This is a genomic window from Roseicitreum antarcticum, assembly GCF_014681765.1.
GTDB lineage: Bacteria > Pseudomonadota > Alphaproteobacteria > Rhodobacterales > Rhodobacteraceae > Roseicitreum > Roseicitreum antarcticum.
Genome location: NZ_CP061498.1, coordinates 1386177 through 1402213, shown reverse-complemented (window position 1 = coordinate 1402213; position 16037 = coordinate 1386177). Strand labels below are relative to the sequence as shown.

Sequence of the window (16037 nt, the reverse complement as noted above, 5' to 3'; positions counted from 1 at the left end):
CCATGGTCGATGTCGCGGTCATCCTGGGGGCGCTGGCCGCACTGATCGCGCTGGCCTACCGGGGCGTCAGCCTGTTGTTGCTGGCACCGGCGTTGGCGGTGCTGAGTGTGGCGATCACCGGCGACGGGCCGATATTTGCGACCTATACGCAGGTCTTCATGCGCGCCATGGGTGGCTTCGTCATCCAGTATTTCCCGCTGTTCCTGCTGGGCGCGGTGTTTGGCAAGCTGATGGCGGCATCGGGCAGCGCGGCGGCTTTGGCGCAGGCGATTATCGCGCGGTTGGGCACGCGGCGCGCGGTGCTTGCAGTTATTCTGTCTTGCGCGGTCATGACCTATGGCGGAGTATCGCTGTTCGTGGTGGCCTTTGCGGTCTATCCCATCGCCGCCGCTCTGTTTCGCGCAGGCGATCTGCCAAAGGTGCTGATCCCCGGCGCGATTGCGCTGGGGGCCTTCACCTTCACCATGACGGCGCTGCCGGGCACGCCCGCGATCCAGAACGCGATACCGATGCCGTACTTCGGCACTACGCCATTCGCGGCGCCGGGTCTGGGGCTGATCGCGGGGGCAGTGATGCTGCTGGGCGGTTGGCTGTGGCTGGAATACCGCCTGCGCAGGCTGGGCCCGGGCTATGGCACGTTCGACGATGCCGAAGCGGGGCTGCCTCAGACCGCGCTGCCATCGCTGGGCGTGGCGGGGCTGCCGCTGGTGATGGTGATCGTGCTGAACCTCGTGTTCACCTTCGCCGTGATCCCCGGCATGGATACCGGATATCTTGCCCAGTCGGAATATGGCGACACCGACATCGGCCAGTTGCGCGGCATCTGGTCGATCATCGCCGCGCTCTGCCTGTCCAGTCTGGGCCTGATCGCGCTGAACGCGGGGCGCTTGTGGGATACACTTGCCGCCACGCTGGAGGACGGCGCGCAGGATGCGCTCATGCCGATGTTCAACACCGCATCGCTGGTGGGCTTTGGCGCGGTGATCGCGGCGCTTGAAGCCTTCGGCCTGATCCGCGACTGGGTCGTGGGCTTTGGCGGTGATAACCCGTTGATCGGGCTGGCCCTTTCGACAAGCCTGCTGGCAGGGATCACCGGCTCGGCCTCGGGCGGGATGAGCATCGCGCTGGCGACCCTTGGCCCGGCCTATCTGGATATGGCGCAGGCCGTGGGCATCGACCCGGCCCTGCTGCACCGGGTGACGGCAGTGGCAACAGGCGGGCTGGACGCGCTGCCACATAACGGTGCGGTCATCACGCTGCTGACCATCTGCGGTCTGTCGCACCGCGAGGCTTATGGCGACATCGCCGTGGTCGCCGTTGTGATCCCGGTGGCAGCACTGGTCGTGCTGGTCGCATTGGGCACGGTGTTCGGCAGTTTCTGACGGGGGCCGGGAGCGCAGGCAAGGCACAGGCGTGCGCAGGCTTCAGCCGATCACGCGCCGGTGGTCCACCTGCGGCGCTGCAACGGTTCCGGTATCGGCGGCGGTCTCTGGCGCGTCCATGTCGCGTTCGGGCAACCCCTCACGAGACAGAAGGATCGCCACGGGCCGCGCTGATGGGATATGCGAGCACACGATCATCAGTGCCACCATGAAGGGCACCGCCAGAAACATCCCCGGAATGCCCCAGACTGCACCCCAGAAGGCCAGCGAGATGATGATGCCGAAGGATGACAGACGCAGCGTCCGGCCCATCAGCATCGGATCGATCACGTTGCCGAACACGAATTGCGTCATGCCCACCAAGACGAAGATCAACAGGGCCATCGCCGGTTCGGGCACCTGAATATACGCCACCATGGTGATGATCAGCGTCGCAATGATCGACCCGACGGATGGGATGTAGTTCAGCACGAAGGCAAACAGCCCCATGGCAGCGGCGAATTCCAGGTTGAAAACACTCATGATCGCGAAAACCGCGATGCCGGTCACGGCGCTGACCCCGGTCTTCACCAGCAGGTAGCGGTTTACCCGCCGGATGATCGACCCGATGATCGCGCTGATCCGTACGGCCTGCGCCTTGTCTTGCAACAGGTTTTCCAGCTTGGTGTTGAACCAGATCCGCTCGGCGAAGAGGAAGCCGACGAACAGGATCACCAGCACCGTGGCCGATACGAAACTGCCTGCCTGCCCGGCGGCCGAGCGCAGGTAGCCCGAAATCTGGATCGAGCGGATCGAGGCGAGAATCGCCTCTTCCACATCCTCACCGAGGAATGAAAACAGCTGCGCCAGCGCCGTCTGCGCCTGATCCGCATAAAGCAGCGTCGTGCTGAGCACGGTATTGACCTGCAGCACCACGATCCCCGACAGCGTCAGCAGGGCCGATGCGATCAGCAGCACCGCCGCAATACTGGCCACCCAGTTGGTGATGCCCACCTTGCCGAACCGCAGCCGCGAGATCGAGTTGATCGCGTCGGAAGTCAGTGAAAACAGGATGATGGCAATCGCCAGCGAAATCAGGATGAACTTTGCCTGCACCAGCAAAAACAGGACAACCGCAAAGGAAATGATCCCGATCATCCATGTCTGAAGATGGAACTTCTCGCCAAAGGTCAGCCGCAGCGGGCTGATGGAGCGGTGGGTGTCGGTCATCTGCGCGATTCCAATGGGCTGTCGCATCTAGCGGGCGGGCGGCGTGAAAGTCCCCTTACCATACCCACAAGAACGCGATCTTGTTAGCCTGTTTAGGGAAAAATTCATGACGCTGCATGGGGCGGGGCGGCGGGTTATTCGCCTGCGCGCAAAAGATAGGCGGCCACGGCCTCGCGGTCGCTGGCAGGCAGGCGGGCGAAATTTTCGACCACCTCGGCCATACTGCCGCCCACCACGTCGAAATCCGGGGTGAAGCCGCTTTCCAGATAGGCTGCAATGTCGAACGCGCCCCAGCCAAGGCCCGCAGCAGTGATGTCGGGGATGCGGCCCCGCCCCGACGGGTTGGGCGCGCCTGCCATCCAGTTGTCGCGGTCCAGCCCACCTAGGGCGGTGCGCGGCGTGTGGCATTCGGCGCAATGTCCCAGTGCCTCGACAAGGTAGCGGCCGCGTTCTTCGGCGTCGCTTGCCGGATCGGTCATGTGCCAGTCGCGGGTCATGTAGACCGCCTTCCACAGGCCGACCCCGCGCCGGATGTTGTAGGGGAAAGCGATCTCATGGGCAGCGCTTGGGGCGTCGCTTGCGGGCAGGCCCATCATGTAGGCGTAGAGGTCGGCGATATCTTGCGGCGTGGCGTTCTGATAGGCGGTGTAGGGGAAGGCGGGGTAGTAATGCTGCCCCCCGGGCGAGACGCCGCGCATCACCGCATTGGCGAAATCCTCCCGCGACCAGTCGCCGATCCCCTGCGCGGGGTCGGGGCTGATGTTGGGGGCGATGAAAGTACCGAATTCCGAGGCAAAGCGCTGCCCGCCCGCCAGCACGCGCTTATCCTCGCCCTCGGCACCGGGTGCGGCGTGGCAACTGGCGCACCCGGCCGCGTGGAACACCGCCTCACCCCGCGCAGCGTCAGGGGTAAGGCTGGCAAAACTGGCCGCATCCACTGGCTTTGGGCGGCTGATCCACAGGCCTGCGCCCGCGACGGCAATGGCGATCACTGCCGTTGAAACGAGGAATGTGCGCATGTGAAACGGTCCGGTATGAAGAGGGAATAAAGCCCGCCGCAGGCTATGGTGCCAGCGCCGGGCCGGATTGTGCGTGCTCAGCGCGCTTCGCGGTAGGTGTCGTGGCAGGCGCCGCAGGCGGCGCCCAGCGGCCCGAGCGCGCCGCGCATCGCGTCCAGCCCGTCGCCCGCAACGGCCTGCGTGGCAACGGCAGCTTCCTGAAAGGACGTGAATTTCGCAGCGAAATCATCGAAATCCTCCCAGATGGCTGGCAGGGCGCGGGTGCCCTCCACGCTCATCGTGTCGGTACCTTCGGGCCACAGGCGCGATTGGTCGTGGCGGCTCAGATGGAACAGGTTGTCGGCGGCGGTCTGCGCTACTTCGGCGTCATAGTCCATCCGGCCCTGTGCCATGCCCCCCAGCACCCCGAGGTTGTGGGAGAACAGTTTGAACTGGCCCTGACGCGCGCCGATGGTGGCCTCGTCCGGGATTGCCATGGTCGCGGTGGTGGCGGCAACGGCAGTAACGGCAAGTAAGCGAGTGAATTTCATGGGTACTTTCCTTCGACACAATACATGGATCACGGTACTGAACTGACCCAATCGCGCAAGTCCCGGGTGGCGCGCAGCGCATAGCATTATCGTGAGGACGGCCATATGGGCGCGTTTGCAGCGCGCTGGATGACGGATCTGCGAATGTTTTACGCGGGTGATGCCGGGTCGCGTTACATGCCCGTCACGCCGCGCCGCAGCCCGCCGCCGTTCGGCGTCAGCGCGGCGGGCCAGCCCCAGATCAGCTCTATGCCATAAAGCGCCGCGCACAGCGCAATGATGGCCAGCACACCGTAAACCACGCGCGCCGGCGGCGGATGCTGCGCCCATTGCCGCATCCGCAGCAGCCAGTGCAGCCCGATCACGTCATGCGTACCTTGCCGATATAGGGCAGGTTGCGGTTGCGTTGCGCATAGTCGATGCCGTAGCCCACAACGAATTCGTCCGGAATTTCAAAGCCGGTCCAGGTGGCGCGGATGTCCACTTCGCGGCGCGAAGGTTTGTCGAGCAGCGCACACACCTCAATCCGCGCAGGGTCGCGCGCCGAAAGCAGCCGCACAACGTGATGCAGCGTGAAGCCGGTATCGACGATGTCTTCCACCACCAGTACGTCGCGCCCGGCGATCTCGCCGCGCAAGTCCTTGAGAATACGCACCTCGCGCGACGAATGCATTGCGTCGCCATAGCTGGAGGCCTCCAGGAAATCGACCTCGACCGGCAGGTCAAGCTCGCGCACCAGATCGGCGATGAAGATGAACGACCCCCGCAACAGCCCCACGACGACCAGCTTGTCGGTGCCCGCGAAATGCGTGGTGATGTCGCGCGCCAGCGCCTCGACCCGCGCGGCGATGGACTTGGCGCTGATCATCTGATCTATCACATAGGTTGGTTGCATCATTGGTGCCCCTTGCATTTTCCGCCATACTCTAGGACATCTGCGCCGCGCTGCAAAGAAGACTGAACGCCATGCCCAAACACCACGAACACCGCCATATGCCGTATTCGGCGCAACAGATCTATGATCTGGTGGCAGATGTCGAGCGTTACCCTGAGTTTCTGCCCTGGACCGCTGCCGCCCGCATCCGGTCGCGCACGCCCGTTGAGGGCGGCGAGGTGATGGAGGCCGATCTGGTCATCTCTTTCAAGGTGTTTCGCGAACGCTTCGGCAGCCGCGTGACGCTGTACCCCGAACGAAGCCATATCGATACCGAATATATCGACGGCCCGTTTCGCTACATGATTTCCAGCTGGACCGTCGCCGACACCCCTGAAGGTGGCTGCATCGTTGATTTTCATGTGGATTTTGAATTCAAGAACATGATCTTGCAGCGTATCATCGGTGTGGTCTTCGATGAGGCGATGCGCCGCGTCGTGGGCGCGTTTGAACGCCGCGCCAAGGTGCTTTATGGCCCGAAAAGGTAGCATTTAATGCAACTTACTTCAGAGCGCGCCGAGATAATTGCCCTTCAGGTGCTGGGCTGGCTGGCGTCGGATGACGACCTTTTGGGCGTGTTCATGGGGGCGTCCGGGCTGGCCGAGGGCGACCTGCGCGCCCGCGCACAGGACCCGCACTTCCTGGGCTCGGTCCTGGATTTCGTGCTGATGGACGATGCCTGGGTGGTCGCGGCCTGCGACACGGTTGGCCTGCGGTATGAGCAATTGGCCATGGTGCGCGCGGCCCTGCCTGGCGGTGAGCAGGTCCATTGGACGTGACCCGCCCCTCTTGACTTCCCGGGCCGCAACAGGTGTATCGCGCGGGACACTTCCACACGAAGGGACCGCGCCCATGCACGCCTATCGCAGCCATACTTGCGCCCAACTGACCGCCGCCAATGTAGACCAGACGGTGCGTCTGTCGGGCTGGGTACACCGGGTGCGCGACCACGGCGGGGTTCTGTTCATCGACCTGCGCGACCATTACGGCATTACCCAGATCTTGGCCGACAGCGACAGCCCGGCCTTTGACGCGCTGGAAAAAGTGCGGTCCGAATGGGTGATTTCCATCGACGGACGGGTGAAGACGCGCGATGCGGCGATGATCAATCCGAAACTGCCGACGGGCGAGATTGAAGTCTATATCACCGATATGCGCGTGCTGGGCGCGGCGGATGAACTGCCGTTGCCGGTTTTCGGCGATCAGGAATACCCCGAGGAAACCAGGCTGACCTACCGTTTCCTCGACCTGCGGCGCGAAGGGCTGCACAACAAGATGATGCTGCGGTCGAACGTGGTGCGGTCGATCCGCAACCGGATGTGGGACAGCGGCTTTACCGAATTCCAGACCCCGATCATCACCGCCAGCAGCCCCGAGGGCGCGCGCGACTTCCTCGTGCCCTCGCGCCTGCATCCGGGCAAGTTTTATGCGCTGCCGCAGGCGCCGCAGCAGTTCAAACAACTGATCATGGTGGCGGGGTTTGACCGTTACTTCCAGATCGCGCCCTGTTTCCGCGACGAAGACCCGCGCGCCGACCGCTCGCCCACCGATTTCTACCAGTTGGATCTGGAGATGAGCTTCGTTGAGCAAGAGGATGTTTTTGCTGCGATTCAGCCCGTCGTTCAGGGTATCTTTGAGGAATTTGGTGGGGGTCGCAAGGTCGATGCCGATTGGCCGCAGATTTCCTACCGTGATGCGGCATTGTGGTATGGAACCGACAAACCCGACCTGCGCAACCCGATCAAGATGCAAGTGGTGTCGGAACATTTCCGCAACTCGGGCTTTGCGATCTTTGCCAAATTGCTGGAAAACGACGGGACCGAGATCCGCGCCATCCCCGCCCCCGGGGGCGGATCGCGCAAGTTCTGCGACCGGATGAATGCTTTTGCGCAGTCGCAGGGGCTGCCCGGGATGGGCTATATCTTCTGGCGCGCAGGTGCGGAGGGCATGGAAGCTGCGGGTCCGCTGGCAAAGAACATCGGCCCCGAACGGACCGAGGCGATCCGCGCGGAGCTGGGACTGGGCGAGGGCGACGCCGCCTTCTTCCTCGGTGGAAAACCTGCGCAGTTTGAAGCAGTTGCGGGACGGGCGCGCACCGAGATCGGGCGCGAACTGGGCCTGATCGACGAGGGGAGCTTCAAATTCGCCTGGATCGTCGATTTTCCGATGTATGAGAAAGACCCCGAAACCGGCAAGATCGACTTCAGCCACAACCCGTTTTCCATGCCGCAGGGCGGAATGGAGGCATTGTCGGGCGATCCGCTGAATGTATTGGGTTATCAATATGATCTGGCGTGCAACGGCTATGAGCTGATCTCGGGCGCGATCCGGAATCACCAGCCGGACATCATGTACAAAGCTTTCGAGATTGCCGGGTATCCGGCTTCAGAGGTGGACAAACGTTTCGGCGGCATGGTCAAGGCGTTCAGATATGGTGCGCCGCCGCATGGCGGTTGTGCGGCCGGGATTGACCGGATCGTGATGTTGCTGGCCGATGAGGCAAATATTCGCGAAGTCATCATGTTCCCGATGAACCAGCGCGCCGAAGATCTGTTGTTGGGCGCCCCGTCGGAACCCACGAATGAGCAGTTGCGCGACCTGTCGTTGCGGGTGGCACCCAAGGCCTGATATCTACATGTTGCGTCACCCTTGGGGTTCGGCGCAACATGCAGGGGGCGTTTACATCTCGGCCTCTGCCTTCAGCCGCCGTCGCAGCAGGTCGGGCAACTGACCCAGTTGCCCGGTGTGGCGCGTGGCATTGATCGCTTTCTGCAACGCCTCATCTTGCAGCGAGACGGCAATCGAATCGATGAATTGCGTGGTGTATTGCAAGGTCTCCGGTGTCTGCCGGCCGGTCAGCAGGTCTGCCGCCATATGCAGATCGTCGCGCAGCGCCAGCCGGTCGGGCCGCAGGCGGAATGCTGAGCCATCGGGGCGCGTGGCGGTGCCGGGGGGCATGGGATCGTCCGTCGCGCGAAAGGCATCCTGAAACGCTGCAAGCGAATCGATGGGTTTGGCCAAGAACGCGTCGGCCCCAGCTTCCAGCGCGGCGGCGCCCATATCATTCATCCCCGATGTGGCAATGACACGGCCCGGGCGCTGGTGCGAGCGGTCCAGATCGCGGATCAATTCCAGCCCTGAACCGTCTGGCAGGCCCAGATCGACGATGACGGCATCGGGCCTGTAGACCGCCAGGTGGCGATAAGCGGCACGCAAGGTATCGGCGCGGCGCAGCCTTCCGCCGCTGTACTGGCACATGAGGCGCATCGCCTCGCTGGCGTAGCGGCTGTCTTCGACCAGCAAAACCGTATGTCCTGTCAACGGGTTATGGCCCGCGCCGGGAAAGCCTGACGCCTGATTGGTGGATGCTGCCGGAAAATCCATGAATGTACCCCCTGTCTGCCTGCGCGATCTGACCGAGTCGCCCTTCCTTGCAGTAAACCCCGAATTGACTAACCGACGGTTAAGCCGCGCGCTTTCGTCCCCTTGCATGGGCGCACGTCGCCGGTCATAACCGCCAAAACCAGCAAAAAGCGGGAGTTTTCCAGATGATTGGTCGCCTGAACCACGTTGCGATCGCCGTGCCCGACCTTGAGGCGGCGGTGGCGCAATACCGCGAAACGCTGGGCGCGGATGTCGGCGCGCCGCTGGACCAGCCGGACCACGGGGTCACGGTGGTGTTCATCACCCTCCCGAATACCAAGATCGAACTCTTGTACCCGCTGGGCGCGGACAGCCCGATCGCGGGGTTCCTGGCGAAAAATCCTGCCGGGGGCATCCACCATATCTGCTATGAAGTGGCGGATATTCTGGCGGCGCGCGACCGGCTGAAAGCCGCGGGCGCACGGATTCTGGGCAGCGGCGAGCCAAAGACCGGCGCCCATGGAAAGCCGGTTTTGTTCTTGCATCCCAAGGACTTCAACGGCGCTTTGGTTGAATTGGAGCAGGTCTGATGGGCATTACATCCGCCATCGTTTTGTTGGCTGTCATTTGGTTCATGGTGCTGTTCATCGTGCTGCCGTTCCGCGTCACCACCCAGGGTGAGGCAGGCGAAGTGGTGCCGGGCACGCCCTCTTCGGCGCCCGATGTGACCAACCTGAAAGCCAAGTTCAAACTGGTCAGCGTGATCGCAATCGTGCTGTGGTGCGTGATCTACGGCATCGTGATGTCGGGCGTCATCAGCGTGACGGACCTCGATTTCTTCGACCAGATGCGCCGTTAACGCGGCGCGCGCAGGTCCGGCGCCCAAGTCCGGGCGGGCAGGTGCGCCGCGCCCGGGAGAATCATCGGTTAATGCGGGGAAAACCGGCGGTTTTGGCCATCTGGAACCCGTCTGGTTTTGGTATGGAAAGCGTATGGGTCCGATACGGGCTCTGCCGTGGTTAACGGGGCGCGCGCAGACGGCGCAGGGGCCTGTTGGTTAACGGCCTGCGTTCACGCGTCGCGCCAGTCGGTGATGGCGTCGATGTCGGGGCGCGGGCGGTCGGGCGGCGGGGTGGTGCAGGTGCCGATATGGATCATCCCGGCGACGAATTCTGACGGCTCCAGGCCCAGCCCGCGCGCGGTAAATTCCGGGTCATGGCTGGTCCAGCCGCTGAGCCAGTTCGCCCCCCAGCCCGAGGCCAGCGCGGCGTTGAGCAGCGCCAGGCACACCGCTCCGGCAGACAGCGTCTGTTCCAGCGCGGGCACTTTTTCGGAAGGCTGCGGGGCGGCGATCACCGCGACCACCAGATCGGCATCGGCATATTGCGACACGGCCTTGGCGGTCTGATCTTCGGGCAGATCCCGCGCCTGCGCCAGATCGGTGGTGAGCGCGGCCAGTTTGGTGAGCGTCGGTTTTTCCAGCACGATGAAGCGCCAGGGCACCAGTTTGCCATGATCGGGGGTGCGGGCGGCAGCGGTCAGGATCGGGCGCAGCGCGGCGCGATCGGGCACAGGGGCGTGCAACAGTTTGGCCGGGCGGGAGCGGCGGGTCAGCAAAAACTCCATGACAGCAGATTGGGGGGCAGTCATCGGCGAAGTCCTTTCGGGCTATTTTAGGAATGGTGATTTCTGAACATGCGATGGCTGATCTTTGGCTCACTTTGGCTGAACACTTCAAGAAACCAACATGGCGTTGGTCGATTAGGGTTTGGCCGCAATGCCCGCAGGTCTGGCTGTCGCCTCATCTTATCGCGTGGTGCGGCGGCGCGATAGCCCCATGTCTTGCGCCTTCGCTGGAAAGGCGGCTGCCAATGGCTGCGCTTTCTCGCAGGTTTCAGTCAGGCACTGGCGGGCCAATGGGGTATGTGCTGATGGGCGAAACCTCCGCCCTCAAAGACGACCTGTGCGCCAAGACTTTCCGCGAACCGCTGAGCGTTTCGCCCAGATCCACGAAGACGCGGCGCAACGCGTTTTAGCGCGCCTTAAACATGAGCAACGGCTGAAGGGGGCGGCCAGGACCGGTTTTTGGCAGGTTTTGTGGCGGACGCTCAGGGCTTGTTGATCCGGTACACGCCTTCGGGCAGGTTCAACGCCGCCGCAAGGTCGCGGGCCTGCGACATCGAGAGGGTGATGATGCGCGACTGATCCGTGCGGGCATCGTATTGCGCGAGCGTGATGCAATCCTCAAAACTGCTGACGATCACGTCTTCCAGCAGCGGCGTGCCGTTATCCGCCCCCTCATCCACAAGGGTGATGATTGTGGCGTCGAATTCGTGTTCAATGCTAAACATGCGCAAAGGATAACGCATTTTTGCAACAATGCGACAGGAATTTTCGGCGCTACCGGCAGTGACGCGCTGCAAGGCGGTGTTAGACCGGGCTTTGGCGCCGGTGTTCGGTTTGTGGCATTGTGCGCACAGGGGCGGTCAGGGTGCTCAAGTCAAAAGCGGCTGTATTGTGCTGTTTCAAGACGAGAAATTTTTAATTGCCTACGGATCGTTCGCCGTGACTGTCCCGCCGCCATGTGTGAAAAGTGTCATCGCGCGGGCCAGAAAATCCTCGCGGGTGGCAGTGGTTTCCATCATGATCTCGTGTTCCGCGCGGGGATAGTGGTGCATCTGCCCCAGCGGCCAGCGCGCCATGCGGGCGGCGATGGCGGGGGCCGACACGACCTTTTCCAACCGGCCCACAGCGCAGAAGGCCGGGCAGGTCGGACTGGGCAGTCGCGCAAGTTCGGCCATTTCGCGCAGCGCTGCCGCAGTCCAGCCAATGCTGGGCCCCGCGATTTCCAGATCGGGGTGGAGGCGCAGATGCGTGTGCAGGCGTTCGAATTGCGCGCGGTCGCTGGTCAAGACGTTGGAATCAAACACCATTGTTCGCAGGCCAAAGTCAGGCCCGGTGCCGGGTGCATAGCTGGTGGCACCGCCCAAAAGCGGTGAGATGCGGCCCAGCACGCGCGCGGCCAGTTGCATGTGACCGGGCACGGGCAGCCCCCACATCGGCGCGCTGAAGGCAACGGCAGCCGGCGCCCAACCGCGCATCAATCCGCGCAAGCCGATGCAGCCGCCCATCGAATGGCAGATCGCAAAGGGCCGGTCGGCGAAGGGCCGGGCCGCCGCGATGAACGCATCAAGGTCGCGTTGATAGGCGGCGAAACTGTCTACATGACCCACAAGGCGGTCGCTGAACAGCCGGTCCGACAGGCCCTGACCGCGCCAGTCGATCACCGAGGCACCCCAGCCGTGGCGGGCCAGATACATCAGAACATGGCCATATTTCTCAATGTATTCAGTGCGTCCTGGCAGAATCAGGATATGACCACGCGTGCCCTGCCAATGGGCGACCCGCAGCCGCACGCCATCATCCGCGCTGATCCAGCGCGCCCGCCCACCCGGCGGCAGCGGCCCCAGATCATCGAGCAGCGGCGCCTGCGTCAGGGAGGCCGTGCCGAGTGTGCTGCTGGCCTGCCGCTGTGTCACGGCTTTCCGCCCAGAACTGAGCCGAGCTTCAACGCCATGCCCATGTCGCCATCGACTTTCAGCTTGCCGGTCATGAAGGCCGTGGTGGGCTTCAACTTGCCGTCGAGCAGCGCGCGAAAGGTGGCGACCGATGCCGTCAGCGTGACCTTGCACGCCTCATCCGACCGGCGCACGCCTTTGCTGTCGAGCACGATCGCGCCTTCATCCCCGATCACGAATTTGGCAGAGCCGTCGAATGTGCCCCGGATCTTGGCTTCCATCGCCTTCACGGCGTGGTCCAGAATGTCTGTCATGCAGAATACCTTCTTTGTGATGCGCGGGGTGTGGATTTCGGGCGCACCTCGTCTATTGTCTGGTTATGGGCAGATATTCGCAACTTCTCAACCTACGGTTTGTACTCGTTTTGGTGATCGGCCTTGGGCCGGGGGCCTTGAGCGCACAGGCCCCTTCGCCTTCCGAAACCGGGCCTGCGACAGTGGACTCCCTTCTGGAAGACCTCGCGCGGCCCGATCAGGAACGCTGGCGGCGGATCGAACGGCAGATCGTCCGGCGCTGGTCGCAATCGGGGTCGGCTTCGGCCGATCTGTTGTTGCAACGCGGGCGCGCAGCGCTGCAATCAGGCGATTCGGACGCGGCGATCGCGCATCTGACGGCGCTTGTCGATCATGCGCCTGATTTTGCGGAGGGCTGGAATGCGCGGGCCACCGCCTATTTCCAGGCCGGGCAATATGGTCCCTCTATCGCCGATATCCGCCAGGCGCTGCGGCTGAACCCGGCGCATTTCGGCGCGTTGGCGGGCCTGGGCATCATGCTGGAAGACCTGGGCTATGACGACCGCGCGCTGGCCGCGTTCGAGGCGGCGCGCGATATCCATCCCCACCGGCCCGACCTGCAAACCGCAATCGACCGGTTGGAGTTGCGGGTCAAAGGCAACTCGTTGTAGATACGGGTACGAAGGCGACGCCAAAGGGCGATGAGCACAAGGGCAGAGACGATGCGCGCGCAATCCAGGGCGACGGCTGTTCTGGGCCCAACCAATACCGGAAAGACCCATTACGCGATTGAGCGCATGCTGGCGCACCGCACCGGCGTGATCGGCCTGCCGCTGCGGCTGCTGGCGCGCGAGGTCTATGACCGGATCCGCGCGCTGCGCGGCCCGTCGGTGGTGGCGCTGGTCACGGGCGAAGAGCGGATCGTGCCCGAGCGCACGCAATATTGGGTCTGCACGGTCGAGGCGATGCCGCTGGAAATCGGTGCGGATTTCGTCGCAGTGGATGAGATCCAGCTCTGCGCCGACCCCGACCGCGGCCATGTATTCACCGACCGGCTGCTGCATGCGCGCGGCCTGGTGGAGACGCTGTTCATGGGGTCGGATACCATGCGGCAGGCGATTGCCGCGCAGGTGCCCGGGGTGCAGTTCCTGCGTAAGGAGCGATTCTCGACCCTCAGCTACACAGGTTCGAAAAAGATAAGCCGGATGCCTGCGCGTAGCGCAATTGTGGGGTTTTCGGTTGATAATGTGTATGCAATCGCGGAATTGATCCGCCGGCAGAAGGGCGGCTGCGCCGTGGTCATGGGCGCGCTGTCGCCGCGCACGCGCAATGCGCAGGTAGAGCTTTATCAGAACGGTGACGTGGATTACCTGGTGGCAACCGATGCCATCGGAATGGGCCTCAACCTGGACATCAAGCACGTGGCGTTTTCGGCCACATCGAAGTTCGACGGACGGCGGATGCGCCGCCTCAACCCCGATGAACTGGCGCAGATCGCCGGGCGCGCAGGCCGCCACATGACGCCCGGCAGTTTTGGCGTGACGGGCGAGGCGCGGCCGCTGGAGGATGAGGTGATCGGCGCCATCGAGAACCACCAGTTCCTGCCGGTGCGCAAGCTGCAATGGCGCAATGCGGCGCTGGAATTCGGGTCGACGACACGGCTGATCGCGTCGCTGGAGGCACAGACGCGCGACGATTGGCTGACGCGGGTGCGCGATGCCGATGACCTTGTGGCGCTGAAAACCCTGGCCGCGCAACCCGATATGCTGGACCTGATCCGCGACGCGCGTGACGTGCGGCTGTTGTGGGATGTGTGCCGCGTGCCGGATTTCCGCGGCATCTCGCCTGCGGAACATGCAGCGCTGCTGGCGCAGATCTATGGCTTCTTGCACAATGCGGGCCGCATCCCCACCGACTGGCTGGCGCAGAATGTTGCACGGATCGATCGAACCGAAGGCGATATTGATGCGTTGTCGAAACGACTGGCCTATATCCGTACGTGGACGTATATCGCACAACGAAAAGACTGGGTGGCTGACGATAATCATTGGCGCGACACCACCCGCGCTGTAGAAGACCGATTGTCGGACGCGTTGCACATGCGGCTGACCCAACGATTTGTTGACCGGCGCACCTCGGTGCTGTTGCGGCGGTTGAAACAGAAGGAGAGCCTTGTGGCCGAGGTGAACGACAAAGGCGAAGTGACGATTGAGGGCGAGTTCATCGGACGGCTGGAAGGCTTCCGGTTCCGCCAGGACAAGGCCGCCAGCCAGGACGAGGCGCGCACGCTGCGTCAGGCCTCGGTCGCGGCGCTGACGCCGCATTTCCATCTGCGCGCCGACAAGTTCTACAATGCGCCCGATACCGAGTTCGATTTTACCGAACAGGGCGGGTTGATGTGGGGCACCGATGCGGTGGGCAAGCTGGTCAAGGGACCCGATGGCATGCGCCCGCAGGTCGAGGTGTTCGTCGATGAAGAGGCCGGGCATGACGTGGCCGACAAGGTGCGCCGCCGCTGCCAGCATTTCATCGACCGCAAGGTGGCGGCATTGTTCGAGCCGTTGATGAACATGTCGCGCGACGAGACGCTGTCGGGGCTGGCGCGCGGTGTGGCGTTCCAGTTGATCGAGGCGCTGGGGATCTTGCCGCGCGATCAGGTGGCACAAGATATCAAGTCGCTGGATCAGGAGGCACGCGGGCAGTTGCGCAAGCATGGCGTGCGGTTTGGCCAGTTCACCGTGTTCCTGCCGTTGCTGCTGAAGCCCGCGCCGACACGGCTGCGGCTGGTGTTGGCCTCGCTTTCGCAAGGTTTGGACGAATTTCCCGAAAGCCCGCCGCCGGGTCTGGTGACGATCCCGAACCTTCCCGAGGTGCCGGGGGACCATTACACGCTGGCGGGCTATCACCCGGCAGGGTCGCGGGCGATACGGATCGACATGCTGGAACGGCTGGCGGATCTGCTTCGTGCCAAGGACAGTCGCGCGGGGTTCGAGGCGACGGCGGACATGCTGTCGATCACCGGCATGACGCTGGACCAGTTCGCCGATCTGATGCAGGGCCTGGGCTATGCCGCAGAGCGCGGTGAGCGCGCGAAGGTGAAGGCGAAACCGGCTGAGGCGCCGTCGGGCGATGGCGCAGCCGGGGACGCAAAAGGGGACGCAGCCGGGCAGGATACAGCGGCGTCGGATGCTGCGGCACCCGATGCGGCGGCTGCAGGCGATGGGGCGCCGGATGCCGACGCGGCAAGCGCGGCCGCGCCGGTGGCCGATGCGGCTGAGACGGTTTCGGCCGACGCAGCGTCCGCCGATGCTGCGCCGGATGGGGTAGCACCCGCCGAGGCCGCGCCCAGTGACGACGCAGCGGTGGAAGACGCGGCATCTGGTGATACGGCAGAGGTGCCGGCTGAGCAGGAAGTGTTCTTTACCTTTACCTGGGCTCCGCGCCCGCGCCGCAACGCGCCCCGGGGCGATCGCGGTGGTGCGTCGCGCGGCGCCGAAGCGGGGGCCGATGCTGGCCCGCGCGGGCCGCGCCGGGAACGCGGCGGCACTGCGCCTGGTGATCGGCAGGGCGACAAGCCCGGCGAGCGTCAGGGTGGCCGCAAGTCCGATAAATTCGGCGGCAAGAAGGGCGGCCCGAAGGGGGGGCAGAATGCCGGCGGTCCGCGTGGCAAACCGGCAGACAAGCCCGCGATGTCCAGCAGCGCCCCGCGCAAACCCGACCGGATCGACCCTGACAACCCGTTTGCCGCCGCCCTCATGGGGTTGCGCGACAAGACCTGAGGGGCCGGGC

Annotated in this window: 19 protein-coding genes; 9 read left to right on the top strand and 10 right to left on the bottom strand. The window is 63.8% G+C overall.

The features are described from left to right. Positions 1 to 2: 2 nt before the first annotated feature. Positions 3 to 1382 carry a GntP family permease gene (locus H9529_RS06725; RefSeq protein ID WP_092888049.1) on the top strand — a complete coding sequence of 460 codons (1380 nt, stop codon included), beginning with the start codon at positions 3 to 5 and terminating at the stop codon, positions 1380 to 1382. 42 nt (positions 1383 to 1424) lie between these two features. On the opposite strand, the gene H9529_RS06720 is transcribed toward H9529_RS06725, so the two are convergent. From H9529_RS06720 to hpt, 5 genes are all read right to left on the bottom strand, one after another. Further along, positions 1425 to 2591 carry an AI-2E family transporter gene (locus tag H9529_RS06720; RefSeq protein WP_176847008.1) on the bottom strand — a complete coding sequence of 389 codons (1167 nt, stop codon included), beginning with the start codon at positions 2589 to 2591 and terminating at the stop codon, positions 1425 to 1427. 134 nt (positions 2592 to 2725) lie between these two features. Beyond that, positions 2726 to 3610: a c-type cytochrome gene (locus tag H9529_RS06715; RefSeq protein ID WP_092888053.1), complete on the bottom strand. Its 885-nt coding sequence runs from the start codon at positions 3608 to 3610 to the stop codon at positions 2726 to 2728. 77 nt (positions 3611 to 3687) lie between these two features. Continuing rightward, positions 3688 to 4140, bottom strand: a complete 453-nt coding sequence (locus H9529_RS06710; protein ID WP_092888056.1) for a c-type cytochrome — start codon at positions 4138 to 4140, stop codon at positions 3688 to 3690. A 173-nt stretch (positions 4141 to 4313) separates the two neighbouring features. Further along, positions 4314 to 4505 (bottom strand): hypothetical protein, encoded by a 192-nt coding sequence (locus tag H9529_RS06705; protein ID WP_317889642.1) that lies wholly within the window; start codon positions 4503 to 4505, stop codon positions 4314 to 4316. Next, positions 4502 to 5038, bottom strand: coding sequence for a hypoxanthine phosphoribosyltransferase (hpt, locus tag H9529_RS06700; protein ID WP_176847010.1), 537 nt, complete (start codon positions 5036 to 5038; stop codon positions 4502 to 4504). Before hpt ends, H9529_RS06705 begins: the two co-directional genes overlap by 4 nt. A gap of 68 nt (positions 5039 to 5106) precedes the next feature. Between hpt and H9529_RS06695 the strand changes: the two genes are divergently transcribed. From H9529_RS06695 to aspS, 3 genes are all read left to right on the top strand, one after another. Continuing rightward, positions 5107 to 5562, top strand: a complete 456-nt coding sequence (locus H9529_RS06695) for a type II toxin-antitoxin system RatA family toxin (RefSeq protein ID WP_092888061.1) — start codon at positions 5107 to 5109, stop codon at positions 5560 to 5562. Positions 5563 to 5568: 6 nt separating this feature from the next. Continuing rightward, entirely contained in the window at positions 5569 to 5853 is a 285-nt protein-coding gene (locus H9529_RS06690; protein WP_092888064.1) for a DUF3572 domain-containing protein, read from the top strand. 73 nt (positions 5854 to 5926) lie between these two features. Beyond that, positions 5927 to 7702 (top strand): aspartate--tRNA ligase, encoded by a 1776-nt coding sequence (gene aspS / locus H9529_RS06685; protein WP_092888067.1) that lies wholly within the window; start codon positions 5927 to 5929, stop codon positions 7700 to 7702. Positions 7703 to 7753: 51 nt separating this feature from the next. On the opposite strand, the gene H9529_RS06680 is transcribed toward aspS, so the two are convergent. Continuing rightward, positions 7754 to 8458 (bottom strand): response regulator, encoded by a 705-nt coding sequence (locus H9529_RS06680; protein ID WP_176847012.1) that lies wholly within the window; start codon positions 8456 to 8458, stop codon positions 7754 to 7756. 164 nt (positions 8459 to 8622) lie between these two features. On the opposite strand from H9529_RS06680, the gene mce reads away from it, so the two are divergent. Both mce and H9529_RS06670 read left to right on the top strand, forming a co-directional pair. Then, entirely contained in the window at positions 8623 to 9027 is a 405-nt protein-coding gene (mce, locus tag H9529_RS06675; protein WP_092888074.1) for a methylmalonyl-CoA epimerase, read from the top strand. Next, positions 9027 to 9296 (top strand): DUF1467 family protein, encoded by a 270-nt coding sequence (locus H9529_RS06670; RefSeq protein ID WP_092888077.1) that lies wholly within the window; start codon positions 9027 to 9029, stop codon positions 9294 to 9296. The genes mce and H9529_RS06670 overlap by 1 nt, the downstream gene beginning before the upstream one ends. A gap of 212 nt (positions 9297 to 9508) precedes the next feature. Here the strand turns inward: H9529_RS06670 and H9529_RS06665 are convergent, their stop codons facing one another. Next, the gene (locus H9529_RS06665) at positions 9509 to 10087 is read right to left on the bottom strand and encodes a nitroreductase family protein (RefSeq protein WP_092888080.1); all 579 of its coding nucleotides are present in this window, start codon (positions 10085 to 10087) and stop codon (positions 9509 to 9511) included. Between the two features lie 221 nt (positions 10088 to 10308). Between H9529_RS06665 and H9529_RS06660 the strand changes: the two genes are divergently transcribed. Next, entirely contained in the window at positions 10309 to 10473 is a 165-nt protein-coding gene (locus H9529_RS06660) for a hypothetical protein (protein WP_176847014.1), read from the top strand. 72 nt (positions 10474 to 10545) lie between these two features. On the opposite strand, the gene H9529_RS06655 is transcribed toward H9529_RS06660, so the two are convergent. The 3 genes from H9529_RS06655 to H9529_RS06645 form a co-directional block, all read right to left on the bottom strand. After that, complete coding sequence (locus tag H9529_RS06655) at positions 10546 to 10788, bottom strand: hypothetical protein (protein ID WP_092888083.1); 243 nt, start codon at positions 10786 to 10788, stop codon at positions 10546 to 10548. Positions 10789 to 10986: 198 nt separating this feature from the next. Continuing rightward, positions 10987 to 11976: an alpha/beta fold hydrolase gene (locus H9529_RS06650; RefSeq protein ID WP_092888086.1), complete on the bottom strand. Its 990-nt coding sequence runs from the start codon at positions 11974 to 11976 to the stop codon at positions 10987 to 10989. Next, positions 11973 to 12269 (bottom strand): SCP2 sterol-binding domain-containing protein, encoded by a 297-nt coding sequence (locus H9529_RS06645; RefSeq protein ID WP_092888089.1) that lies wholly within the window; start codon positions 12267 to 12269, stop codon positions 11973 to 11975. The genes H9529_RS06650 and H9529_RS06645 overlap by 4 nt, the downstream gene beginning before the upstream one ends. A gap of 182 nt (positions 12270 to 12451) precedes the next feature. On the opposite strand from H9529_RS06645, the gene H9529_RS06640 reads away from it, so the two are divergent. Both H9529_RS06640 and H9529_RS06635 read left to right on the top strand, forming a co-directional pair. Then, positions 12452 to 12919, top strand: a complete 468-nt coding sequence (locus H9529_RS06640; RefSeq protein ID WP_223814320.1) for a tetratricopeptide repeat protein — start codon at positions 12452 to 12454, stop codon at positions 12917 to 12919. Positions 12920 to 12970: 51 nt separating this feature from the next. After that, on the top strand, positions 12971 to 16027 hold the full coding sequence (locus tag H9529_RS06635) for a helicase-related protein (protein ID WP_092888095.1): 3057 nt from the start codon (positions 12971 to 12973) through the stop codon (positions 16025 to 16027). Positions 16028 to 16037 lie beyond the last annotated feature (10 nt).